The 22,986-nt window shown below is 71.1% G+C and carries 19 protein-coding genes; 6 read left to right on the top strand and 13 right to left on the bottom strand.

Going from position 1 to position 22,986, the window contains the following annotated elements; genetic code table 11:
* Positions 1-145: 145 nt before the first annotated feature.
* Positions 146-1,633, bottom strand: coding sequence for a DUF6056 family protein (locus ACGF2Y_RS34365; RefSeq protein ID WP_392955523.1), 1,488 nt, complete (start codon positions 1,631-1,633; stop codon positions 146-148).
* Positions 1,634-1,661: 28 nt separating this feature from the next.
* Positions 1,662-3,218 carry a glycosyltransferase gene (locus ACGF2Y_RS34360; protein WP_392955521.1) on the bottom strand — a complete coding sequence of 519 codons (1,557 nt, stop codon included), beginning with the start codon at positions 3,216-3,218 and terminating at the stop codon, positions 1,662-1,664.
* A 370-nt stretch (positions 3,219-3,588) separates the two neighbouring features.
* Here ACGF2Y_RS34360 and ACGF2Y_RS34355 point away from each other — a divergent pair, with 370 nt between their 5' ends.
* Both ACGF2Y_RS34355 and ACGF2Y_RS34350 read left to right on the top strand, forming a co-directional pair.
* Positions 3,589-5,625, top strand: a complete 2,037-nt coding sequence (locus tag ACGF2Y_RS34355; RefSeq protein ID WP_392955527.1) for a TPM domain-containing protein — start codon at positions 3,589-3,591, stop codon at positions 5,623-5,625.
* Between the two features lie 64 nt (positions 5,626-5,689).
* Positions 5,690-6,403, top strand: a complete 714-nt coding sequence (locus tag ACGF2Y_RS34350; RefSeq protein ID WP_392955519.1) for a PspA/IM30 family protein — start codon at positions 5,690-5,692, stop codon at positions 6,401-6,403.
* A 21-nt stretch (positions 6,404-6,424) separates the two neighbouring features.
* Here ACGF2Y_RS34350 and ACGF2Y_RS34345 read toward each other — a convergent pair whose 3' ends face one another.
* The 9 genes from ACGF2Y_RS34345 to ACGF2Y_RS34305 form a co-directional block, all read right to left on the bottom strand.
* Positions 6,425-9,052 (bottom strand): SpoIIE family protein phosphatase, encoded by a 2,628-nt coding sequence (locus tag ACGF2Y_RS34345; RefSeq protein ID WP_392955525.1) that lies wholly within the window; start codon positions 9,050-9,052, stop codon positions 6,425-6,427.
* Positions 9,053-9,266: 214 nt separating this feature from the next.
* Positions 9,267-9,866 carry an ATP-binding protein gene (locus ACGF2Y_RS34340; protein ID WP_392955517.1) on the bottom strand — a complete coding sequence of 200 codons (600 nt, stop codon included), beginning with the start codon at positions 9,864-9,866 and terminating at the stop codon, positions 9,267-9,269.
* 135 nt (positions 9,867-10,001) lie between these two features.
* Positions 10,002-10,406, bottom strand: a complete 405-nt coding sequence (locus ACGF2Y_RS34335) for an NUDIX domain-containing protein (RefSeq protein WP_392955515.1) — start codon at positions 10,404-10,406, stop codon at positions 10,002-10,004.
* A 272-nt stretch (positions 10,407-10,678) separates the two neighbouring features.
* A complete protein-coding gene (locus ACGF2Y_RS34330) occupies positions 10,679-10,879 on the bottom strand; it encodes an SPOR domain-containing protein (RefSeq protein ID WP_392955513.1) in 201 nt (66 codons plus the stop codon).
* 238 nt (positions 10,880-11,117) lie between these two features.
* Positions 11,118-11,870, bottom strand: a complete 753-nt coding sequence (locus ACGF2Y_RS34325) for a GntR family transcriptional regulator (RefSeq protein ID WP_392955511.1) — start codon at positions 11,868-11,870, stop codon at positions 11,118-11,120.
* 232 nt (positions 11,871-12,102) lie between these two features.
* The gene (locus tag ACGF2Y_RS34320) at positions 12,103-13,689 is read right to left on the bottom strand and encodes a S8 family serine peptidase (RefSeq protein WP_392955509.1); all 1,587 of its coding nucleotides are present in this window, start codon (positions 13,687-13,689) and stop codon (positions 12,103-12,105) included.
* Between the two features lie 589 nt (positions 13,690-14,278).
* Positions 14,279-14,416 (bottom strand): hypothetical protein, encoded by a 138-nt coding sequence (locus ACGF2Y_RS34315; protein WP_392955507.1) that lies wholly within the window; start codon positions 14,414-14,416, stop codon positions 14,279-14,281.
* A gap of 613 nt (positions 14,417-15,029) precedes the next feature.
* Entirely contained in the window at positions 15,030-16,166 is a 1,137-nt protein-coding gene (locus ACGF2Y_RS34310) for an SPFH domain-containing protein (protein WP_392955505.1), read from the bottom strand.
* A 29-nt stretch (positions 16,167-16,195) separates the two neighbouring features.
* A complete protein-coding gene (locus ACGF2Y_RS34305) occupies positions 16,196-16,633 on the bottom strand; it encodes an NfeD family protein (protein ID WP_392955503.1) in 438 nt (145 codons plus the stop codon).
* Between the two features lie 180 nt (positions 16,634-16,813).
* Here ACGF2Y_RS34305 and ACGF2Y_RS34300 point away from each other — a divergent pair, with 180 nt between their 5' ends.
* On the top strand, positions 16,814-17,038 hold the full coding sequence (locus ACGF2Y_RS34300) for a hypothetical protein (protein WP_392955501.1): 225 nt from the start codon (positions 16,814-16,816) through the stop codon (positions 17,036-17,038).
* A 348-nt stretch (positions 17,039-17,386) separates the two neighbouring features.
* On the opposite strand, the gene ACGF2Y_RS34295 is transcribed toward ACGF2Y_RS34300, so the two are convergent.
* On the bottom strand, positions 17,387-17,962 hold the full coding sequence (locus ACGF2Y_RS34295) for an IS3 family transposase (RefSeq protein ID WP_392955499.1): 576 nt from the start codon (positions 17,960-17,962) through the stop codon (positions 17,387-17,389).
* Positions 17,963-19,092: 1,130 nt separating this feature from the next.
* Here ACGF2Y_RS34295 and ACGF2Y_RS34290 point away from each other — a divergent pair.
* Entirely contained in the window at positions 19,093-19,554 is a 462-nt protein-coding gene (locus ACGF2Y_RS34290; RefSeq protein ID WP_392955498.1) for a hypothetical protein, read from the top strand.
* Between the two features lie 421 nt (positions 19,555-19,975).
* The gene (locus ACGF2Y_RS34285) at positions 19,976-20,572 is read left to right on the top strand and encodes a hypothetical protein (RefSeq protein WP_392955496.1); all 597 of its coding nucleotides are present in this window, start codon (positions 19,976-19,978) and stop codon (positions 20,570-20,572) included.
* Between the two features lie 46 nt (positions 20,573-20,618).
* Here the strand turns inward: ACGF2Y_RS34285 and ACGF2Y_RS34280 are convergent, their stop codons facing one another.
* Positions 20,619-21,485 (bottom strand): helix-turn-helix domain-containing protein, encoded by an 867-nt coding sequence (locus ACGF2Y_RS34280; protein WP_392955495.1) that lies wholly within the window; start codon positions 21,483-21,485, stop codon positions 20,619-20,621.
* 671 nt (positions 21,486-22,156) lie between these two features.
* Between ACGF2Y_RS34280 and ACGF2Y_RS34275 the strand changes: the two genes are divergently transcribed.
* The gene (locus ACGF2Y_RS34275; protein ID WP_392955493.1) at positions 22,157-22,936 is read left to right on the top strand and encodes an alpha/beta fold hydrolase; all 780 of its coding nucleotides are present in this window, start codon (positions 22,157-22,159) and stop codon (positions 22,934-22,936) included.
* Positions 22,937-22,986: the final 50 nt, after the last annotated feature.

The following is a 22,986-nucleotide window of genomic DNA, read 5'->3' as shown; positions in this document are numbered from 1 at the left end:
CACCCGTCACAACGTGGGCAAGACGACCAAACGCCCCGAGAGCATCACCGAACGTAATCACCTGAAAGCTCACAAAGGTTAAATTTTAAGCTGAGGGCCGGGCCACCCTTTCCGCTGGACCGGACACCCGCACCGCCGCCGCCCCTCACCGGCCCCGGGCCCCGTCCGTGACCCGGTCGAGCCCGTAGAGGTCGGCGACGCAGCCGCCGGGCCAGTACGAACGCCCGCCCTGGCTGAACGGCTCCAGCATCTGGCTGATCACCATGCGCTCGTACGGCAGGACCCGCTCGCCGGCCGCCGCCCCCTCGCGCAGCCGCCGGTCCTGGGCGTCCCACTTCTCGGCCCGCGCCCGCATCGCGGTGTCCAGGTTGCCCAGCGCCACGGCCGGGCCGAAGCACACCAGGACGCAGAGCGCGGCGCAGGCGGCCTTCGCCGGGGCGGTGCGGCGGGTGTGCCGGCGCAGGAGCAGGCCCAGCAGGGTTCCCGCGCCGACGAGCAGGATCACGTACAGGAGGAGGTAGTCGTTCCACAGCCGGTTGGCGGCCGGGTCGCTCACCCGGTCGCCGAACACCGGGTAGGCGATGACCGTGCAGAGGTAGCCGGAGACGAGGAGCACCAGCACCCCGGCGGCGGTGAGCAGCGGCGCGTGCGCGGGCGGGCGGGGTGTCGTGCCGTCCGCCCGCCCGCACAACAGCCCCAGCAGTACGCCGACCGCGACCGCGCCGGCGTACTGCCAGGTGGTGGCCACGGTGACGGTGATCTCGGCGAACGCGCGCAGCGACGCGGCGAGGGAGTCGGGGGCGAGCAGGGAGGTGGTCTCCGCGCCGAACCGCTCCCTGCGGCGCACGGAGCCGGGTGAGGTGATGAGGACGACGGCCCCGGCCGCCGTCCCGGCGATTCCCGCCGCGCACCACCGGCGGACGAACCCCCGGTCGGGGGCGGGGACGACCCGGCCGGACAGCAGGAGCGCGGTCAGGAGCACCATCACGACGACGATCGCCGTCTCCTCCGACAGCGTGGCGAGGAAGGCCCCCATGAGCGCCGCGACGGCGACCGCGAGGGCCCGTCCCCGGCGGGAGCGGGCGAGCAGGAGCGGGATCAGGGCGGCGCAGGCCAGGACGGGCGGCAGGGTGTGCGAGACGGCCGCGGCGGGCCAGTAGAACGTCTTGTACGTGTTCGGCGTGACGAACAGGAAGAGCGCGGTGGTCAGGGCCGCGAGCAGGAGCGGCAGGCCTCGCGGGGTGCGCAGCCGGGCCCGGCGCAGCGCCAGGACGGCCACCGCCCAGAGGACCGCGAGCACCAGGACTCCGCTGACCACGGGAAACCACTGGTGTCCCGCGACCTGGAACTTCGCGTACGCGCCGACCAGGAGCGCGTTGGCGACCCGCCCGTTGTCGTCGAAGTAGAACTTCCCGACCAGGCCGGTGACGCCGTCGTCGCGTACGGCGGGCAGGAAGCACCAGTCGTCCGCACCGGGCCTCACCCACCGCCCGGACCAGGACGCGGCGGCGAGCAGGGCGAGGGGCGGGAACGCGAGGGCGCTCACCCAGAGGGCGGTCCAGGGGCGGCCCGAGGGGCGCTCGGCCCGGTCCGCCGTCTCCTCACCCCGCGATCCCTGCGGGGCCTCGGTCACGGGAGCGTCGTCGGACTTCGCGGCTTCTTCACCTCTCCTGGGGCGAGTGGGTGGGCAGCGGTGCGGCCGCCGGACCGCCGGGCGGCGGTCCGGCCGGGACTTCCACCGCCTCCGGTACGACGGTGGCGCCGGCCCGGCCCGAGGTGATCGCCCACCGCGCCAGCAGGAACGAGACGGGCGTGACGAGGACGCCGGCCGCCAGCGCCGCGAGGTTCTTGTCCATCCCGAGGCCGCTGACCGCTCCGTAGAGCAGCGCTCCGGACGCCACCAGGTTGACGAGGCTGGAGAGGGGGTAGCGGACGAACGCGTGCCAGGTCGGCCTCGTCCGGCAGGTGACGTAGGAGTTGAGCAGGAACGAGCACACGATGCTGACCGCGTAACCGATGACGTGGGCGGTCAGGTAGGGGACCCAGCGGTTCAGCGAGGCGTAGACCGCGAGGTAGACGGCGGTGTTCACGCAGCCGATGAGGATGAAGCTGCCGAACTGGCGGACGGTACGGGACCGGCCGGGGGCGAGGACGGGGACAGCTGTGGCGGGGGCGGCTGCGGTGGGGGCGGCTGTGGCGGGAGCGGGGCGTTCGGCCGGGTCGCTGGTGACCGCCGCCGCGCCTCCGGTGAGCCGTGGGCGCTGGGGCGGGCCGTCGGGCAGCGTCCGGCAGGTCGCGTCGGTCTCCCGCACCACGTAGGGCGGGCGGTGTTTCGCCTCGTGGTAGATGCGGCCCACGTACTCGCCGATGACCCCGAGCGTCACGAGCTGGATGCCGCTGAGCGCGACGACGGCGGTGAGGAGGGTGGCGTAACCGGGGGTGTCCGCACCGTGCAGGACGACGCCCACGACCGTCCACAGGGCGTAGGCCAGGGCCGAGACGAAGACCCAGAAGCCGGTGTAGATCGCGAGGCGCAGCGGCCGGTTGTTGAAGGAGAGCAGTCCGTCGATGCCGTAGTTCAGCAGCCGCTTGCTGCCCCACTTCGACCGGCCCGCCGCCCGCTCGCTGTTGCGGTAGCGGAAGGTGACCGTGTCGAAGCCGATCCAGGAGAAGATTCCCTTGGAGAAGCGGTTGCTCTCGGGGAGGGACAGGACGCTCTCCACGGCCCGCCTCGACAGCAGCCGGAAGTCCCCCGACCCGTCGATGAGCTCCACGTCCATGCAGCGGCGGACCAGCGCGTAGTAGGTGTGGCTGAGGGTGCTGCGGAGCATCCCCTCGCCGGCGCGGTCGCGGCGCGGGATGACCTGGTCGTAGCCGTGCCGGTGCAGTTCCAGCATGCGGGGGATCAGCTCGGGCGGGTGCTGGAGGTCGGCGTCCATGATCACCACCGCCGCCCCGCGCGACATGCGGAGGCCGGCGAGCATGGCGGCCTCCTTGCCGAAGTTGCGGCTGAAGGCGGTGTAGTGGGCCCGGGGGTCACGGGCGGCGAGGGCGCTCAGCAGTACGCGGGTGCGGTCCCGGCTGCCGTCGTCCACGTAACAGATCTCGAAGCTGTCCCCGAGGGGGTCCAGGACGCCGACCAGGGCGGCGTGGAAGGCCTCGATCACCTCGGCCTCGTCGAAACACGGCACGACGACCGACAGCTGAAGGCCAGTCACACACCACCTCCGGACTTCGGGCCGCTCGTGGGGCCGGGTCTGACCGGCGCGGCACCCGGCCTCCGGCGCCGGGCCCCGGACCGCGTACGTCTGCCCATCTGACGACGGGCGGCGGTCTCCTTCCTCTCCGCACACGCGCGGGAGGGCTTCTTTCGCACGCCCTTTCATGCGAACAGCGGACGCGGGCGGGTGGAACGCCGGGTCGCGGGGGCCGAAATGCGCACATAGCCTCGCAAAGGTGACGCTTCCTCGATCGCCACGGACCCGGAGTGCCGCGCCCGGCGGGGTCTGGCTCACCGGTCCACTCACCGGCCCGCTCGCCGGTGCGCTCATCAGCCTGCTCGCCGTGCTGTCCGCCGTGTGCTGGCTGATGCTCCCCGCCGCCGCGACCGCCCGCGCCGACGACCCCGTGGAGCTGTCCCGGGACGGGCAGATCACCGACCGGGTGGGGGCCCTGGGTGACCGGGAGGGGCAGGTGGAGGACGCCCTCGACCGGTTGTACGACGACGAGCGCATCCAGCTCTTCGTGGTGTACGTACGCGATTTCTCCGGCCGGTCCGGACAGAGTTGGAGCGACGAGACCGCCGACCGCAACGGCCTGGGCCAGGACGACGTGCTGCTCTCCGTCGCCACCCACGACCGGCAGTACGCCTACTCCGTCGACGCCGGCTCCCCGCTCACCGACGCGCGGCTGCGGGAGGTGGCGGGCACCGCGATCGAGCCCGCGCTGCGGGAGAACGACTGGGCGGGGGCCGCGATCGGCGCGGCCGACGGCTACGCCTCCGTGCTGGCCGGACGCCCGGTGACCGCCCCCGCCATCACCCCGGGCCCCGCCGACCCCGGAGCGGGCGGCTCCGGTTCCACCGGCGCACGCGACTTCATCCTGCCGGTGGCTGTCGTGGTGGGCGCCGGCGCGTTCGGCGTCTACGCGTACGCCCGGCGCAAGCGGCGCACGGCGACCCGCACCACCCCGGCGGCGACCGGCTGGGGCCGGGGCGCGGGGGCGGGCGGGGCGCCGGAACCGCCGACGCCGCTGCCGGAACTGGACGCGCGGGCCAAGGAGGTGCTGGTGGACACGGATGACGCGGTGCGCACCAGCGAGGAGGAACTCGGCTTCGCCACCGCCCAGTTCGGCGAGGAGGCGGCGAAGCCCTTCACCGAGGCGCTCACGCGGGCGAAGGACGAGCTGACGCGGTCGTTCCGGTTGCGCCAGCAGCTCGACGACGCCTTCCCCGAGGACGACGCGACCCGCCGCCGGATGCTGGAGGAGATCCTGCGGCGGTGCGCGACCGCGAACGAGGGTCTGGACACCGTCTCCGAGGACTTCGACCGGCTGCGCGCCCTGGAACGCACCGCCCCGGAGGCCCTGGCCACCGTGGACGCCACGCACCGCGGCCTCGCCGGACGGGTCGCCGCTGCCGAGTCGGGCGCCGCCGGGCTGCGCGAGCGGTACGGGGAGGGTGCCGCCGCGCCCGTGGCCGCCGACGTCGAGCAGGCCGAGGACCGGCTCGTCTTCGCGGCCTCGGCCGTGGAGCAGGCCCGTACGGCGGTCGGGGGCGGCGAGAACTCCCGGGCCGCGGTGTACATCCGGGCCGCCGAAGGCGCGGTCGGCCAGGCGGGCACGCTGCTGGACTCGGTGGACCGGCGGGCGGCGGAGCTGGGCGAGGCCGCGCGGAAGCTGCCCGCCGCGCTGAACGGGACGGAGGCCGACCTCGCGGATGCGGGCGGGCTGCTCGAAGGGACCGCCGAGGGCGCGTCGACCGCGGACCTGCGCGGCCGGATCGCCCGCGCCGAGAGCGTACTCACCGATGTCCGGGGCGCGATGGCCGCAGGACCGTACGACCCGGTCGACGCGCTGCGCCGGGTGGAGGAGGCGGACGCGGCCCTGGACGAGGCGCTGGCCGTGGCCCGGGAGCAGGAGCGGGGCGAGGTGAAGGCCCGGTCCCTCCTGGATCAGGCGATGCTCACCGCCCGGTCCGCGATCGGGGCGGCGGCCGACTTCGTCACGACCAACCGGGGTGCGGTCGGCAGCCAGGCCCGTACCCGGCTCGCCGAGGCGCAGCGGCGGTGGGAGCGGGCCCGGGAACTGTCGGACACGGACGCGCGGGAGGCGCTGGCCGAGGCGCGGCAGGCGGACGCGCTGGCCCGGCAGGCGATGGGCCTGGCGGAGCAGGACGTCCGCGGCTTCGGCGGAACGCGGGGGCCCGGCGGTATGCGGGGCGGCGGCGTGGGCGGGGCGGTGCTCGGCGGCATCATCCTCGGCGGGCTGTTCGGGGGAGGTGGCCGGGGCGGGGGCATGGGCGGAGGGTTCGGCGGGGGTGGCCGATCCGGTGGCTTCGGCAGCGGGCCGGGCAGTTTCGGCGGGGGCGGAACACGGGGACGCCGGGGCGGGGGCGGCCGCTTCTGAACGACCGAACGACCTGGGGGCAGGACCACAGCGTGACCCACCTCGACATCCAAGGAGCCGTGCCATGTCCAAGCAGACCGTCCTCGGCCGCGTCACCCAGCTCGCGAAGGCCAACATCAACGCCCTCCTCGACCAGGCCGAGGACCCGCGGAAGATGCTGGACCAGCTGATCCGGGACTACACGAACAACATCGCGGAGGCCGAGCAGGCGGTGGCGTCCACCATCGGCAACCTCCGGCTGATGGAGCAGGACCACCAGGAGGACGTCGAGACGGCGGCCGGGTGGGGCGGCAAGGCGCTGGCGGCCAGCCGGAAGGCGGACGAGCTGCGCGGGGCCGGGTCGGTGGCGGAGGCCGACACGTTCGACAACCTGGCCAAGGTGGCGCTGGGCCGTCAGCTCCAGTCGGAGCGGGAGGCGAGGACGGCCGAGCCGACGATCGCCTCGCAGTCCGAGGTGGTGGACAGGCTCAGGACGGGGCTCGACCGGATGAAGGCCAAGCTCTCCGGGCTGACGGCCAAGCGCGACGAACTGGTGGCGCGCGCCGAGTCCGCGCAGGCGCAGAACCAGATGATGGACGCCGTGAAGAACATCGACGTCCTCGATCCGACGAGCGAGCTGAGCCGGTTCGAGGACAAGGTGCGGCGCGAGGAGGCGAAGGCACTGGGCAAGCAGGAGCTGGCCGCCTCCTCGCTGGACGCCCAGTTCGAGCAGCTGGACGGGCTGGGCGCCGACGCGGAGGTCGAGGCCCGGCTGGCGGCCCTGAAGACGGGCGCGTAACGCCTGGTGCGCGGGCCGGGCTCAGTACATGCTCAGGAGCTGCTCCACGGAGAGTTCGGCGGCCGGGGCCCCGTCCGGCAGGGCCAGTTCGAACCAGACGGTCTTGCCGCGCGGGGTGCGGCGCGAGCCCCAGGCGGCGCTGAGCAGGCCGACCAGCTGGAGGCCGCGTCCGCCCTCGTCGGTGTCGCGGGCGCGGCGGCGGCGCGGCTGGACGAGACCGGCGTCCCACACCTCGCAGACCAGGGTGCGGTCGCGCAGTAGCCGGAGCCGGATCTCGCCCTCGCCGTAGCGCAGGGCGTTGGTGACCAGCTCGCTGACGAGGAGTTCGGTGGTGTCGACCAGCTCGTCGAGGTCCCAGGCGACCAGCTGGGAGCGGGCCAGCTCGCGGGCCCGGCCCACCGAGCGGGGTTCGCGCGGCAGCCTCCAGTCGCCCACCGCCTCCCCGGGGAGTCCCTGGATACGGGCCATCAGCAGGGCGATGTCGTCCTCGCCGTGCCGGGTGTCGAGGGTGCTGAGCACGTGGTCGCAGGCGTCCTCCAGCTCCATCTGCGGACCGGTGAGGGCGGCCCGCAGCGCGTCCAGGCCCTCGTCCAGCGGCTGGTCCCGGGACTCGACCAGGCCGTCGGTGTAGAGGGTGAGCAGGGCGTTCTCGGTGAGCTCGACCTCGACCTCCTCGAACGGCTCGCCGCCGACGCCGAGCGGCATTCCCGGCGGTACGTCGATGAGCCGGGCGGGGCGGCCGGGCTCGACGACGGCCGGGGGGAGGTGTCCGGCGTTGGCGAACGTGCATCGCCGGGTGACCGGGTCGTAGACCGCGTACACGCAGGTCGCGAGATACACCTCGGAGAGGTCCGCCTCGCGGGACTTCTGCGCGGCGCGCGAGGGCCACTGCGCGCCCCCGCTGCCGCCGAGGCCCTCGCTGCGCTCGCCGCCGCCCGGGGAGCCGAGGCCGCGGGCGACCTCGTCGAGGGCGGAGAGCACCTCGGCCGGCTCCAGGTCGAGGAGGGCCAGGGTCCGTACGGCGGTGCGCAGTTCGCCCATGGCGACGGCGGCGCGCAGGCCGCGTCCCATGACGTCGCCGACGACGAGGGCGGTGCGGTGGCCGGGCAGCTCGATCACGTCGAACCAGTCGCCGCCGACCTCGGTGGCGGTGTTGCCGGGCAGATAGCGGCAGGCGATGTCGAGCCCGGCGGCCTCCGGATCGCCGGGGGGCAGCAGGCTGCGCTGGAGGATCAGGGCCCGTTCGTGCTCGCGGCGGTAGAGGCGGCCGTTGTCGATGCAGACGGCGGCGCGGGCGGCCAGCTCGGTGGCCAGAGCCCGGTCGCGCTCCCCGAAGGGCTCGCTGCCCTTCGTACGGGAGAACTGGACGAGGCCGACGACGGTGTCGTGCGCGACCATCGGCACGGCGAGCGTCGACTGCACGAAGCCCATCTCGTCGCCGGGGACGTCCTCGACGCGGCCCGAGCGCAGCGCGGCGGCGCAGGGCGAGCCGAAGGGGAAGCGGTGGACGGAGCCGAGCGCGGGGGGCAGGTCGTCCGGGCCCGAGGGCCCGTTGCCCGCGACGGCGGTGGGCAGGGCGTCGGCGACCGCACTGGCGTGGGCCACCCGGCGCAGCTCCGCCGAGCCTCCGGCGGACTCGCGGTGCGCGGGCGCCCAACTGCCCGGAGCGGCCTCCTCGCCGGTGAGCAGCCCCTGGTAGAGGTCGACGGTGGCGAGGTCGCAGAAACCGGGGACGGCCACGTCGAGGAGCTCGCGTGCGGTGGTCTCCAGGTCGAGGGAATTGCCGATGCGGGCGCTGGCCTCGTTGAGGAGGGCGAGGTTGCGGCGGGCGCTGGCCGCCTCTCGGGCCGCGATGTGCCGGCGGGTGACGTCGGTGGCGAGGCCCGCGACGCCGACCGGGCGGCCGGCCCCGCTGTGCACCCGGTAGAGGTTCATGGACCAGTGGCGGCGCTCGGTGCCGCCCGGAACGGTGCCGCCGGGGGCGGTGCCACCCGGGACGGTGCCGACGGAGGCGGTCCCGCCCGGGACGGTGCCGACGAGTTGGAGGTCGGTGACCGACTCCCCGGTCTCCAGGACCCGCTTCAGGATGGCGGACAGCCGGTCGGCCTCGGCCCGCGGCAGATAGTCCTCCACCGTGCGGCCCCGGTGGTCCTCGGCCGCGCCGCCGAATACCGTGGCGAAGCGCTGGTTGGCCCGGACGACGGCGAAGTCCGTACCGAACAGCACGAAGCCGAACGGAGATTGACCGAATATGGCTTGTGATGCGGCGAGGTCCGTCTCGATGCGCCGCAGAGCCCGGACGTCCACGACGATGCAGAGCGCGGCCCGCTCCCCCCGGCCCGTCAGACTCGGCATCACATAGACCTCGGCGACGCCGTGCGCCCCGCCCTCGGCCGGGATCCGGAACGGGACGAGGCCCGTCCACTCCTTGCCGTCGAGGATCTCGCCGACCCGCCGATGGCCGTCCGAGCGCAGTTCGGCGGGCATGAAGGCCTCCACCGGGTCGCGGCCGATCGCCTCGGTCGAGGCCATGCCGAACAGACCGGCGGCCCGGCTGCTCCACTGCTCGATCAGACCATCGGGGCCGATCGAGAAGGAGGCGACCCTGATGTAGTCATAGATGGAGCCGGGCGGGCTGCTCTGCCACACGACATCGCCCGTGGTCCCGACGACATCACCCGTTGTTCCAGGTATTTCGCTCACGCGACCGTCCCCTCCAGCTCACGCACCGGACCGGTCCTGCCCGCAGTATTCAGCACTACGGCCCCGACCGACACGGCGTTCACGATCACAGCAAGGTCTCAGTCCCTTTCAGCCAGGTCCTGCCTGACCTCTGGTGATCGCTGTGCTTCCCTCCACTCTCCTAACCAGGGAGAGCCAGCTCGAACCACACGGTCTTGCCACTCTTTCCGCGACGGGTCCCCCATCGACGCGCGGAACAGGCCACGAGCTGGATTCCCCGGCCGCCTTCGTCGTCGGGTCCCGCACTGCGTTCGGTGGGTGGATCCGGAAGCGGATCGGAGACTTCCACCAGCAGCCCCGGGGCGGTGGGAGGGCGGTCGGCGAGTGGAAGGACCCCGGCCAGACCCCCGGCGAAGTCCCCGGTATGCCCGCCGGCCGCCGGACCGTTGCCGTTGCTGCTGTTGCCGCCCTTGACCCTGTCGCCCATGCCGCTGTTGCCCATGCCGTTGCCGTTGCCGCCGCTGCGGCCGTTGCCGTTGCTGCCGTTCGAGCCGTCGGGCTGCGATCGGACCAGGCGCACGCCGATGGGTCCGGAGGCGTACCGCAAAGAGTTGGTCACCAGCTCGCTGACGAGCAGAACCGCCAGGTCACCGACCGCCGCGTCCAGGCCCCACGAGCCCAGAGCGCCTCGGACGGCGTGCCGGGCGCCGCGCACGGAACCGGGTTCGGCCGGGAAGGTCCACTCGGCGCAGTCGCCTTCGGTATCGATCACGCCGATCACTTCCCAGGGGCACCACGGGCGCGCCCATCTATAAATAGGGACTAAACAGCCCATACCCACCATTTGTTGGTTGCTACCGTGCGATCTGGCGTTTGGTGCATACGGCCGTACCGGGGGTATCGGGCGCACCGGGGGTCAGGTCAGGGCACCCGCCGCCTTGAGGTCGTCGAAGAGCAACTGGTCCACGGGCGGCACGAGGGCCCGGTCGGCGAAGGAGAACCACGCCATCTCCTCGATCTCGCTGCTCGCGGCGAGCGTGCCGCGGTAGTCGCCGTAATAGCAGCTCATCCGTACGACGGCGGCGTCGGGCAGGTCGTCCACGGGCGCCTCGTACGTCCCGGCATGGACGACGGTCTCCCGGATCAGGCCGACCGTCAGCTCCTCCTCGACCTCGCGCAGGAGGGTCTGCAGATCGGTCTCCGCGCCTTCGCGCTTGCCTCCCGGGATGTAGAAGACATCCTTGCCCCGGGGCCGTGCGCAGAGGATCCTGCCGCCCTCGATCCGCACCCACGCCACCGTGTCGATCAGCACCGTCATCACTCCGCCCCGCTCGCCGCGCCTCCGGCGGTCGCACCCCCGGTCGGGCGGGACCCTACCGCCCGGTCCGCCGACGCACGGAATGCGGGGCCGGGCCGGGCCGGAGCAGCGGACGGGGCCGGGGGCCGGGGCCAGAGGCTGGAACCAGGGGGCCAGGGCCGGGGGCGGAGACGCACACAAGGGCGCACGCGGGCGCGGAGGCACTCCGGGGAGGCCGCAGGGCCCCGGGAGAGGCGGAACAGTCTCCCCGGGGCCCCACGGGGCGGTCCGGCACGTCAGGGCCTGTTGCCCTGCCCCACGCGCTCCACCCGGTAGAGCTGGTGGCGGTGGCGGTCGTCGAGGCCGTCGGCGACTTCCTGCGCCTCGGCCTGCGTGGCGTACCTGCCCACGCGGTAGCGGTTGCCGCCGTCGTCCTGCCGTATCACCTGCCAAGGGAGCACGGCGCCGCTGTCGCTCATCGTGTCGCTCCCCCGCATATCGCCCCTCTCCCCACCGGCGTGCACGTCTCTAAGGATCCCCAGGAAACCGCAGTACGCATATGCCGGAGCGTACGCCCGACCTTCACTCAGTGCAGGCGGGTTTACACAAAGAGATACACATCCGGCCATCACGAAAGGGGCGCATCGGCAGAATGCGCCCCCTCATGCCCCAGCGGCATGCCCCATCAGTCCCGGCCGTCACCCCTCACCGGGCCCGACAAGGCGTCACCTCGGCTCATCTCACCGGCAGGTGGTAGGCGATCCGATACCGGTCGGCCGGCACCACCACGTCGGCCGTCTCCACGGCCCGGCCCGAGGCGTAGTACGTACGCCCGATGACGATGACCACATGGCCGGGCACACCGCCGAGCGCCAGAAGCTCCTCCGCGAGCCCCGGGCGTGCGCCGACCTCCTCGGCGACGTTGTCCACGACGACGTCGATCGCGGCCATCCGGTCGACCACCCCGCAGCCGCCGAGCGGACCCTCCTCCGGCAGCATCACGGGCGTCCGGCCGGTGACGGCGAGCGGCTCCCAGGAGGTGGAGAGCATGATCGGTTCGCCCGCCTCCCGGAAGACGTAATGCGTGCGCATCACGCGGTCGCCCGGTTCGACACCGAGCCGCGCCGCGACCTCCGGGCTCGCCCCCTCCTGCTCACTGCGGGACTCCCAGGTCCCGCGCGCCCCCTCGGCCGTCTGTTCCTGCCGGAACGGACTGGGCCCCTTGTCCGGCCGGTTGCCGGAGCGGGCGATCATGCGGGGCACGGGGCGCTCACGCACATACGTACCGGAGCCGGAGCGGCCCTCGACCAGTCCCTCCGCCATCAGGACCTTCCGCGCCTCCAGGGCGACGGTGTCCGAGACCCCGTACTCCTCCCGGATGCGGGCCTGCGACGGCAGACGGGTATGGGGCGGCAGCGCGCCGTTGACGATCTTCTCCCTGAGATCGCTCGCCACGCGCAGATAGGCGGGCTGCTCACCGAAAGTCACAGGCCACTCCCAACAGGTTGACAGTCTGCGACAGCCTGACAACCGTGGGTTGTACATCGCAAGCATAGGCCAAGGTTTCACCCAATGTGATGATTCTGTGGCGCTCCACGCATACCCCGGACGTGGGCACCGGATCAGCCCGGCCGCGCGCGAAAAGGGGGCTGGGGCGGTCGGGTGTCACCCGATCGCCCCAGCCCTGTCGTGTCAGTGGTTCACCGGTGCTGCCGTCCGGTCAGAACTGCAGCGCCCAGCCGTTGATCTTGCCGGTGTCGTACGTCCAGTTGTCGCTCACCCGAAGCTTCCAGGTGCCGTTGGCGGTCTCGGAGGAGGCGTCGACGGTGTACGTGGTGACCACGTCGTTGCTGCTGCCGCCGGAACCGTACGCCTTCAGGTTGTAGACCGAACCGTCGGGCGCGACCAGGTCGATCTTCAGGTCACCGATGTAGGTGTGCGAGATGTCGACCGGGACGCTCAGCGCGGCCGGGGCGTTGCCGGAGACTCCGGTGACGGTGATCGGCGACTCGACGGTGGAGTGGTCGTTGATCGGGTAGTCGGTGTTGTTCTCGAACCTGTCACCGGGCGGCGGCGGGGTGCCGCCGTCGCCCACGTTGAGAAGGCGGTTGGGCGAGCCGCTGCCCGGGTTGCCCACGACGCCGGTGGTGGCGGCCGCGACGATGGCGGAGGAGACCTCCGCCGGGCTCGAACCCGGGTTGTCGGCGAGGTAGAGGGCGGCCGCGCCGGCGACGTGCGGGCTGGCCATCGACGTACCGGAGATGGTGTTCGTCGCGCTGTTGCTGGAGTTCCACGCCGAGGTGATCGAGGAACCGGGCGCGAAGATGTCCACGACCGAACCGTAGTTGGAGAAGCTGGAGCGGGCGTCGCTGCTGGTCGTCGAACCGACCGTGAGGGCCTCGCCGACGCGTGCCGGGGACTTGGTGGAGGCGTTGGTCGACTCGTTGCCCGCCGCGACGGCGTAGGTCACGCCGGAGGCTATGGACCGGCGCACGGCGTCGTCGAGCACCGAGTCCGCCCCGCCGCCGAGGCTCATGTTGGCGACAGCGGGCTTGACGGCGTTGGCCGTCACCCAGTCGATGCCGGCGACGACCCCGGCCGTGGTGCCGGAACCCTGGTTGTTCAGCACCCGGACGCCGACGATCTTCGCCTTCTTGGCGACACCGTAGGCGGTGCCCGCGACGGTGCCCGCCACGTGCGTGCCGTGGCCGTGGCCGTCCTGGGCGACGTTGTCGTCGTCCACGGCGTCGTAGCCGTTGAAGGCCCGGCCGCCGAAGTCGTTGTGGCTGATCCGGACGCCGGTGTCGATGACGTAGGCGGTGACGCCCTCGCCGGCCGAGTCCGGGTACGTGTAGCTCTGGTCCAGCGGGAGTTGCGGCTGGTCGATCCGGTCCAGACCCCAGGAGGGCGGGTTGTTCTGGGTGGCGGAGACCGTGAACGTACGGTTCTGGGAGACGGACGCCACAGCCGGGTCGGCGGCGAACTTCCGGGCCTGCGCGGCGGAGAGCTCGACCGCGTAGCCGTTGAGCGCCGACCGGTAGGTCCGCTCGATGCTCGCGCCGTACTTCTTCGCGAGCGCCTTGCCCTTCGCGGTGTGGGACTTGGCCACGGCGTCCTTGAGGGTGACGATGTAGCTGCCGCCGATGACGCCGGGAGCGCCCTCGTTGGCGATCACCCCTTCGGGCGCCCGCTCGCTCGCGGTCGCCGGGAATGCGGCGGCCGCGGAGAGCGCGACGGCGGCTGCTGCGATGACACTCGCCGTGGCGAGTCTTCGCCTGGCGTGGGGGGTGTGACGCATCACTGACATGTGAGGGGTCCTCCTCATAGGCGGTGCTCTGGGGGGTGCCGGAGCCTCATGCCGCACGACAGCTCCGGGCAGGGGCATGACAAATAGCCGGTCCGACGCTCCGTTCTCTGCGCCGAACGCGAGCCGCATGTCCTGCTGCCAGCGAAAGATTGACCGATGCATGGCAAACCCACAAGGGTGCCTGTACGTGCGCCATTCATCTTCTCTACGCCTGAGCGCCCGGTCTTCAAGACGGTCCGCCCCCGCTCCGCGGATGGGGCCAGCTCTGCGAGCGCCGCCCTGACCTGGCACTTTCTGCTCGACCGGAGCCCTGGGACCGGGTCGGGAACCCCTCCGGGGCCATCGGATCGAACGCGCTTTCTCCGCAGGCGGATTCATTGTGCTGTCAGAAGGATTTCCTGCCGATCGCCGCCCCCGCGGACCCCGGATCGGCCGACAGGGTCCGTGTGACGGTCCGTCCGGAGGGCCTGGAGGACCCGGAAAAGCCGGAGAAACGGGCGGGGCGGCCGGGGTTGCGGAGACGGCGGGGGCTACGGGTGGAGGCGGACGCGCGATAAGGGGGCTCCCGGCGGACGCTCGCGCGAAGCCCTCACTCCGTCGCGGGCCGGACCGTCTTCCGGCCGGCGGCGGCCCCGCCGTCCACGGCGACCGAGGCGCCCGTCATGTACGGGAAGTCGTCGGACGCCGGCGCCGGCAGCGACCGGGCGATCCCGTCCGGCTCGGCCATCCGCTCCAGGCCGTCGATGTTGACCGACCCGAACGCCTCCTTGTACCGCGCCGTCGATGTTGACCGACCCGAGCGCCCTCCTTGTACCGCGCCCGGTCCGCGTCCGGGGTTCCGGGCGGCCGCACCGGCGCGGTGCCCGTCGTCCCGGGGAGGACGGCGTTGCCCCGGATCCCCCGACCCCGTACGCGAGGGCCGCTGCCTTCAGTCGAGGCAGCCGCAGTGTGAGGCGACCCGGTCGCCTCACACTGCGGCTGACGGACCGCCCGGCGAACCGGCGCCCCCCTGCCGGTGCGGGCGTCTGCGGCGTAGGTCCGCCCGCTCCCGGAGGACCCGGGAGCAGGCGGACGGCGGAGGCGAAGGCGGCCGTGGAGGCGGCGAGTCCGGGTGCGGCGGTGCCGAGAACGGTTCGGCGGCCGGGGAGCGGCGAGTCGGACGTGCCGGGGCACGCGGACAGCGGTCTCGTACGGCGTACCGGGGCACGCGGACGACCGTCTCGTACAACGTACCGAGGCACCCGGACAACGGTCTCGTACAGCATGAACCGGCCATCCGGGACGCGGTCCGTCCCGGATGGCCTCCGGATGTCCGCCCTCGGCCGGGCCCGGCGGCAGCCTCAACTCCCGGGCATCTGCCCCCGGCCGGGCAGCCGTGTCTCTCCTGCGGCCTCGGCCTCGGCCTTCGCGTCGCTCACCGCGGCGGCGGCCTCCTTCGCGGCTTCGTCGGCGGCGGCGACGGCATCCAGCGCGAGCGTCGAGTTCGGCTCGATCTCCGGAACCCCGACGTTGTCCTTGTCGCTGTCCGCGACATCGTCCGCTGCGGCAGCCGCTGCGGCGGTGACTGCGGCCTCGCGCTGGGCGGACGAGAGCGACCCCGTGGCCGACGCCTGGTCGCCGAACGCGGTGGTGACGGTACGAATCGCCTCGGTCAGCTCGCCCGGGATGACCCAGAACGTGTTGTTGTCGCTCTGCGCCAGATGCGGCAGCGTCTCCAGATACTTGTAGGCCAAAACCTTCGCGTCGGCGTTGTTGCGATGGACGGCCTGGAAGACGAGTTCCACCGCCTTCGACTCACCGTCCGCCCGCAGGATCATGGCCTGCTGGGTGCCCTGCGCCTCCAGGATGTCCTTCTGCTTCGTGCCTTCCGCGGTGAGGATCTTGGCCTGCCGCTCACCCTCGGCGTGCAGGATGGCCGCGCGCTTGTCACGCTCGGCCCGCATCTGCTTCTCCATCGCCTCTTTGATGGTGTTCGGCGGATCGATGGCCTTGATCTCGACCCGGTTGACCCGGATACCCCACTTCCCGGTCGCGTCGTCGAGTACGGCACGGAGCCGGGCGTTGATCTCCTCACGCGAGGTGAGCGTCCCCTCCAGGTCCATGCTGCCGATGACGTTACGCAGGGTGGTCACGGTGAGCTGGTCGATGGCCTGCAGATAGTCGGCGACCTCGTAGGCCGCCGCCCGCGGGTCGGTGATCTGGTAGTAGAGCACGGTGTCGATGTTGACCACGAGGTTGTCCTCGGTGATCACCGGCTTGGGGTCGGACGAATACACCTGCTCGCGCACGTCGAGCTTGGTGTTGACCCGGTCCGCCACCGGCAGGACGAAATTCAGGCCGGGCTGCAGCGTCCGGCGGTACCGGCCGAACCGCTCGATGTTGTAGCGGCGTGCCTGCGGAACGATCCGTACGGTGGCGGCCACGAGAAAGACCACGACAATCGCCGCCACAAGGATCGGGATGACGACCGGATCCATGCTTCCTCCTTCGCTGCGTGTTCAGTCGTTCACGGAAGGAGCTCGCGGGGATACACGACAGCTGTGGCGCCTTCGATCTCCATGACGTCCACCAGCGCTCCCACCGGGATCACCTGACTTTCGTCGAGGGCGCGAGCGGTCCACTCCTCACCGGATATCTTGATCAGCCCATGAGTCGCGGTGACCTCCTGCACGACCTCGGCCCGCTTCCCGATCAGCGCCTCGCTGCCCTCGTGCGTCAGGGGCGCCTGTGCCATGTGACGCAGCGCGACCGGACGTACGAGCGCGAGACCCGCCACCGCCGTCAGTCCCAGCGCCACGAGCTGGCCGAGCAGGCCTACGCCCACACCGGCCACGACCGCGGCGACCAGCGCCGCTCCGGCCAGCAACCCGAAAACCAGCGTCAGAGTGAAGAACTCCGCAGCGCCCAGCGCCGCGGCGGCGAGCAGCCATACGAACCACGGCATCGAATCAGCCTCCCCAAGGGGACCTACTCACCTATCTACCCTTCGGACCCCGGACGGAACCGTTTGTCCTGCCCGATCTACGGGCGGGACGCGGGGATCATGCCCGGAACACGCCGAGACCTCGGGGAAAGGCACGCAATGCCATGTTGTACGAGGCGGTGCGCATGGCTTCTCCACGCCGTGGCGGGCGGTCTGCTCGCTGCTGTCGTCGCCGGGACTCCGGTGCGGTTCCCGGCCGACCGGGCCCGGCAGCGCGCCGCCCATCCGACTCAGCTGGACCGGGCCTGCGCGGGATCGCTGCCCCGTGAGCGGTTGCGCGGCTTGGTGCCGGGGGGCGAGGCCGGAGTCCTTGAGGGGTACGGCACTATGCTCGGTCCCGGCCAGGAGAGCCGGGTGCTCTGCTGAACTGCACGCTCTCCTGGGGAACGGGCCGGTGGGAGCCGGAGTCCGCGAGTCCGGGCGGGGCGGGGGCGTGGATCGCGGTCGTCCGGATCCGGATCCGCGCGGAGGCGTGGATCGCGGCGCAGGTCGACAAGGCCGACGCGGGAGACACGGGAGACCGGTTCCTCACCGACTTTCCGCTGCCTCTTCCGCCTGGCGCGCGGCCGGCAGCACGGGAGCGGAAGACCGGGTCGTGGGCAGCGAGGTGAGCGCCTCGTTGCAGGTGGAGTGCCCCGGCGGGCTGCGCGGCCGGGCCGAACCGTCCCGGACGTTCCATGTCTCGGTGGAGCTGCCGTCGAAGTCGGACAGCGACTACGACGTTCCCACCACCGAGCACCTGCCCACCGCCCGCACCGCGTGGCCGCCGCCAACTGGGTCACCGAGCGTCAGGAGCACGGTCGGTGACCCACAGCCGGTTCGGCCCGTTCGTGGTGAAGTCGCGTTGAACCAGGTCAGGAGCCGGCCCGGCGTCCGTGCCCCGTCGGGTGAAGCTCTTGTCCCGGCGGGGGCTGATCCCGGCCAGCCCGGCCTGGCCGGGATCAGCCGTTCGACGCGCTTGGGGCCGACGTGGACGCCCCCACGCTTGAGGACGGTGCGTAAGCGGGGTGAGCCGTAGGTCGCGCCGGACCCGGCGTGGATCTGCTGGATCTGCTGGATCCTGCTGGTCAGCTCGGCGTCCCGGCGGCGTCGTTCGCACGGCTCGGTCCCAGCCTGGCGCCATCGGCAGTAGGTGGAGGAGGGGATGTTCAGTTCCCGGAGTACGGGCTCGACTCCCAGGTGCGGGTGCTCGTCGACGAGCGCTGTCGGCTGGGCCGGGTCGGGTCGAGCTGGGCCGCGAAAAAGGCCGAGGCGTCCGCAAGACCTCGTTCGCCCGCTTGAGCTGGACATTCTCCATCCGCAGAGCGGCAAGCTCCTCACGCTCGGCGGTAGTGAGCATGTCGCCTCGCCCGCCGGCGTCGGCCTGCCGGATCCCGCTACGGAGGCTTCGTGGTGCACACCGAGTTCCTCGGCCATGCGTCGGATCGCGGGCTTCGGCTCGGCGGTCCGGTACATCCGGACCGCACGCTCACGCGACTCCAGCGGTCAGTTCCTCGGGCGCAGGCATCGTCTGGGCTCCTCTCATGAGACCCATCTGACCGGCTGTCACCTACCCCGCATCTCGGCGGAGCCTCAAACTCGGGGCGGCTCAGCGTCGTGCGAACTTTCCGGCCACGCCCTGCCTCGATGTGGCCGAGTTCGATGCAGGCCATCAGGCCGACGCTGGACTCCGCCGCTCGACACCTGCTCAGTTTCGGCCAGATCCTGGAACTTCTCGCCACGAAGGATGTCTGAGATTTATCGTAGCTGCGGCAAGCTCGAGCCTCGGTACGCGGAACTGAGGCCGGCCGGCACGCTCAGGGGGAGCAATATAAGGTACGCATAAATGGGGTCATCGCCGCACCTTACTCGCCATGCCGGTCTGAAACATACCGCGCCCAACAGGCGCGAGGTACGGGGGCTGCCGGGCTGCAAGAACAAACGTCGCAGCCCGAAGATTCGGCGATGAGCCGCAGCGACGGAGAAGTCTTAGCCATCACGCCGCGCTTATTACGTGTCCGCGATCGAATTCGCGAGCCAGGCTTCGAACGTGCCTGCCTTGGGCGGACAGGCAATCCATATATGCACAGTTGACCCGGAACCAATGCTCACGTTGCCGACACACGCGACACATGGGGGTTTCCAGCACGTCGACAACCTGGTGAAACAGCGCTCGCGTGCCCATCCGATGCCGCGAGCAGCCGTGCACGGAAGGGGGAATACATAATGCCCAGAGTGGGCCGCTCACAAACCCGGTGTCAGGAACCGGAAAGAGGGATCGGCGGTCGGCGGCAGCCCATCGGGACGGGATCCACGGAATGAATGGGACCTCCCGTCGCAACAATCCCGAATCCGGAGCTCTCTCGGGACCCCACCGCCGCCTACATGCCGACCGGCTGCACTTTCAGGTCGAACAGGAAAGTGAGCGCCTGATCGCCTCCATGCCCCTCCCGGACCCCTTCGACTTCGACCAGCTGGTCGGGAACATCGCGGAGGCCGGCGGCCGACAGATCGTCATGAAGCCGATCCCGGACCACCTGACCGGACTCGACGGCATGTGCGGCCTCCTCATCAAGCACGACACACATCCGGTCGACCTGATCCTCCATCCCAGGGGCTACTCGCCGTCCCATGAACTCGCGTTGAAGGTGCACCAGCTGGTGCACCTCTGGGCCGGGGACAACACCGGCATCGTCACATCGCCCGACATCCTACGGACACGCTCGGTGACACCGGGCGGCCGGCTCTCGACGACCGGGCCCACGGACCACGACGCGCTCATCGAACTGCGCGCCGACAACGTGGCGCGGCTCATCGGCCAGAGGAGCGCGCACCGGGCCGTCGGCGGGGGCCGACCGCCGCGCGATGTCCCGCACCGTGGCGGAGCCCCCGCCCGGCCGTGAATCCCGGCAGCCGCCGGCCGACCCGACGGGCGGCGGGCTCTCGTCCGGGCGGCTCCGAGGCGGGCCGCCGGGCGGACTGGTTCGGCTGCGACGACCGTGCTCAGGTCTCGGCAGTGGGCCGGTCGGCGTTTGACGTACTTCACGCCTATGGCCAGCAAGAATGAGGATTACCGAGGCCCTTGTCCCTGCCGCTGCCGGAGGCACTTCCCAGGTGAAGAAGCGCATCGGGTCCTATCCGCGTGTCCGCGCCGAGGAAGACGGCCGGGCGGTGGTCTCGCAGGCAGGCGGCGTTCCGCTGGTTGAGATGATCCGGACGTGATCTCCACCAGCGGCCCAGCTACCGGCTCAAGAACCGGCTCGCGGCCATCGAACGAGACCAGGAAGGCGCAGCCTCATAGTTCATGTGGTCGAAAATGAGCGCATGGACGTCCCTGAGCTGCTCGAATCAGCTTCTCTGCTTGTTCCGGAAGCGACCGCCACCGAGAACGACATCACGGTGCGGGACATCTGGGACTACCTCGTCCACGACGAGTGGGAGGTCGCCCTGGGCCTGCTGGAGGAACTCGGGGACGGCTGCTCGCTCCCTCTCGCATTCTGGGAGAAGCTCGCCGACGCGGCTGAGCAGCTCCGGCTTGAGCGGAGCGCGGCCTGGTGTCATTGGCGGTGTTCCGAGATCCGCAACGGCGTGATCCGGGCGGATCTGACACTCCGTCCCGCCGCCGAGGCGCGACGCACGACGCCAATCTCCGGCGCCGGTGTTCTGCGGCCCATGTGGGACATCGGCCACCACTCGCCCACCGCTGGACGTGCGGTCAGCATCGCCTCGCTCTGGGTTGAGGACATGCCCTGTCTGGAGCCCGGCGGGCGAGCCACGGTTCGCCTCGTGCCCCTCACTCCATCCCACTGGACGCACCTTCAGCCCGGCCGGCGGATCACCATGCACGAGGACCGAACCGTGGCCGGCACCGCAGTCGTACTCGAAGTTCGCCACCCTGCCACCGCCACGCCCGCGGGATGACGTGACTGGCTCACCGCTTCCCTGCTGGTGCACACATCTATCGAGGTCAGGCCGAGCGCCCGTTCTCGTCATCGGCCAAGATCTCCCCCATCGTCTCGCCGACGAAGTCGCGGAGTTGGTCCCAGGATTCCTTGGGCATGTCCTGGCCCGCACCGCGCGCGACCATCACGGTGAACCTGTTGCGCACGGCCCGGGTCGACAGGATCAGTGCGTCGACCTCCGGCTCGTCCTGCCGGAAGTAGACCGGCGGCACGTCGAAGGCGAGCGCCAGGGCGTCGAGGGCCTCGTCCTCCGGCTCGGCGACCTTGCCGGCCCGCAGTGCCCGGACCATCGCCTCGGTGAGCACCGTGGAGCCGCTCTTCCGGTTCCCCTCGGACGCGAGGTGCGCGTCCGAGGGCGCCACCCCTCCGTAGACCTCGGTGCGCAGCGACTCCAGCTTGCGGGCCATGCGAGCGCCGTCGGCCGACGGCTCCTCCTCCGGTTCTTCGGGCTGCCCGAAGGAACGCCGCTGCGCGGCGAGCAGTTCGGCGCGGGTCACGTTGTAGGCGGCGGCCAGCGCGGTCACCGCCTGGTCGGACAGCGGCCGCTTGCCCTGTTCGGCGGCCCTTACCGGCATGGGGGACGAGGTGTTGGTGTGGTGCGCCGTGTCCGCCTGGGTCATCCCTGCGTCGCACCGCAGGTCAGCCAGATTCGGTGATTCGGTGCGCGGAAAGAGTTCGTTCAGATCGGCATCCAGGAATGCGGCGATCGTCGGCAATCGCTCCGGAGGGGGAGCTGCCAAGCCGTTCTCCCAGCGATAGACGGCGTTCACCTTCACGTGAAGCGCCTCGGCCAGAGTGGCCTGCGACAGGCGTTTGATGACGCGGCGGTCACGCAATTTACCGCCGTCGAAGAAACGGTCGGGCATAGGCATGCTCCACAAGGTGAGGGATGAAGGGATTCTAGTGCCATGCCAAGGAGGGTCTTGACATCCGAGAGATCGGCATGAGCTCGCACCCATCGCCGGAGTCACGCCCGCCCTCGAAAGAGTCGCGCGCACCGCGCCCCAGTTGTCGCGTTTTTTCCATGTTTACTGATCTTCCCTTGAGGTTGTCGCACATCTCCCAGGAGGGGCGACGAGGCGTCGGACCACCCTCGAGCGATCCAGGGACACTTGACTGAATCACTAGAAGTAGATAAATTCCTCTTCAGGTGATCGGGAGTGGTCGCCACATCAGACGACAACCCCACCCCGGGGATCAGGGAGGAGGTGCGAGCTCGGGAACGTCCCCTCCCGGATCTCCCGCACATCGTGTCCACGGCACAACCGCACTGCGCTCCACCCCGAAGGCCGGTGCGATAACGCCGGATCCTCTCGGATGTTACGGCCGACGGCCATCCCGTCCCGCCATCCGTCCGACCTCCTCCGGGTCAAGTCGGACGGCGTTGTCGAAATTCCCGTGCATCTGCGTCCGGCGGACCACGGCGGCCCGCCGCCACTCGAACCCGGTGGGCCGACGGAATTCGCTGTGCACTCCCCCACCCCACTTTCTGATTTCGCGCACCCGCGCATTCTTTTCACGTCGTCACAGGAGGCGATCCGTCATGCCCACGATCTCTGTCGGTAACTCGCGTATCCACTACACCGTGACCGGCGAGGGTCCGGCCCTGTTGCTGGTGCACGGCGTGGGCAAGGGCGGCCAGGTCACCTTCGGCCACCTCGTCGAGGAGTTCGCCCGCCGCAACACCGTCATCCTTCCCGAGTTGTCCGGCAGCGAGACCGCCGCGGACGACGGCACGCCACTGACCGTCGAGCAGCTCGCCGACGAGGTCGCCGCCGTGATCGAGCATGCCGGCCTCGGCCCCGTGGACCTGGTGGGCTTCTCGCTCGGCGGGGCCGTCGTCGCCGCCACCGCCGCCCTTCACCCCGAGTGCGTCCGCCGCCTGATCCCCGTCGGCGGCCTGGTCAAATCGGATCTCTACATCCAGAACCTGATCGGTCTGACCCTGAGCCAGAAGCACGACCCGAAGGCCTTCGGCCGCATACTCAGCACCACCGCCTTCAGCCCGCGCTTCATCCGCAGCCAGCCCAGCCTGAGCGACGTCGAGAACCTCGGCTCCGAGCTGAGCCCCTCCAGCGGCCGCATCCGCCAACTCGAGCTGCTCGTCCAGGTGGACATCCGCGATCTGGTCGGGAAGGTGCAGGCCGAGGCCCTCGTCCTGGCCCCGTACCCGGACGCCGCGGTGCCCGCCGAGCACTCCCGTGAGCTGGCCGCCGCCATCCCGAACTCCTCTTACACCGAGATCGACAGCGGCCACATGGTGATCTTCGAGAAGCCGGTCGAGTTCGTGAAGCTGGTCCAGGACTTCATCCACAAGTCCTGACGCCCGCTGAGCACGCCCCGACCCGCCGCTCACCACAATCCCGGGCCGCG

Source organism: Streptomyces sp. NPDC048142 (assembly GCF_043202835.1).
Classification (GTDB): domain Bacteria; phylum Actinomycetota; class Actinomycetes; order Streptomycetales; family Streptomycetaceae; genus Streptomyces.
The sequence above is the reverse complement of the archived record's forward strand: the minus strand, read 5'-3'. Positions and strand labels throughout refer to the sequence as shown.

Excerpts from the sequence above, each read along its gene's own strand:
- ACGF2Y_RS34355 (WP_392955527.1), top strand. The coding sequence starts at position 3,589 with ATGCTCCCCGCCGCCGCGACCGCCCGCGCCGACGACCCCGTGGAGCTG.
- ACGF2Y_RS34350 (WP_392955519.1), top strand. The coding sequence starts at position 5,690 with ATGTCCAAGCAGACCGTCCTCGGCCGCGTCACCCAGCTCGCGAAGGCC.
- ACGF2Y_RS34330 (WP_392955513.1), bottom strand. The coding sequence starts at position 10,879 with ATGCGGGGGAGCGACACGATGAGCGACAGCGGCGCCGTGCTCCCTTGG.
- ACGF2Y_RS34320 (WP_392955509.1), bottom strand. The coding sequence starts at position 13,689 with ATGTCAGTGATGCGTCACACCCCCCACGCCAGGCGAAGACTCGCCACG.
- ACGF2Y_RS34315 (WP_392955507.1), bottom strand. The coding sequence starts at position 14,416 with ATGGCCGAGCCGGACGGGATCGCCCGGTCGCTGCCGGCGCCGGCGTCC.
- ACGF2Y_RS34310 (WP_392955505.1), bottom strand. The coding sequence starts at position 16,166 with ATGGATCCGGTCGTCATCCCGATCCTTGTGGCGGCGATTGTCGTGGTC.
- ACGF2Y_RS34305 (WP_392955503.1), bottom strand. The coding sequence starts at position 16,633 with ATGCCGTGGTTCGTATGGCTGCTCGCCGCCGCGGCGCTGGGCGCTGCG.
- ACGF2Y_RS34295 (WP_392955499.1), bottom strand. The coding sequence starts at position 17,962 with ATGTCCAGCTCAAGCGGGCGAACGAGGTCTTGCGGACGCCTCGGCCTT.
- ACGF2Y_RS34290 (WP_392955498.1), top strand. The coding sequence starts at position 19,093 with ATGCCCCTCCCGGACCCCTTCGACTTCGACCAGCTGGTCGGGAACATC.
- ACGF2Y_RS34285 (WP_392955496.1), top strand. The coding sequence starts at position 19,976 with ATGGACGTCCCTGAGCTGCTCGAATCAGCTTCTCTGCTTGTTCCGGAA.
- ACGF2Y_RS34280 (WP_392955495.1), bottom strand. The coding sequence starts at position 21,485 with ATGCCTATGCCCGACCGTTTCTTCGACGGCGGTAAATTGCGTGACCGC.
- ACGF2Y_RS34275 (WP_392955493.1), top strand. The coding sequence starts at position 22,157 with ATGCCCACGATCTCTGTCGGTAACTCGCGTATCCACTACACCGTGACC.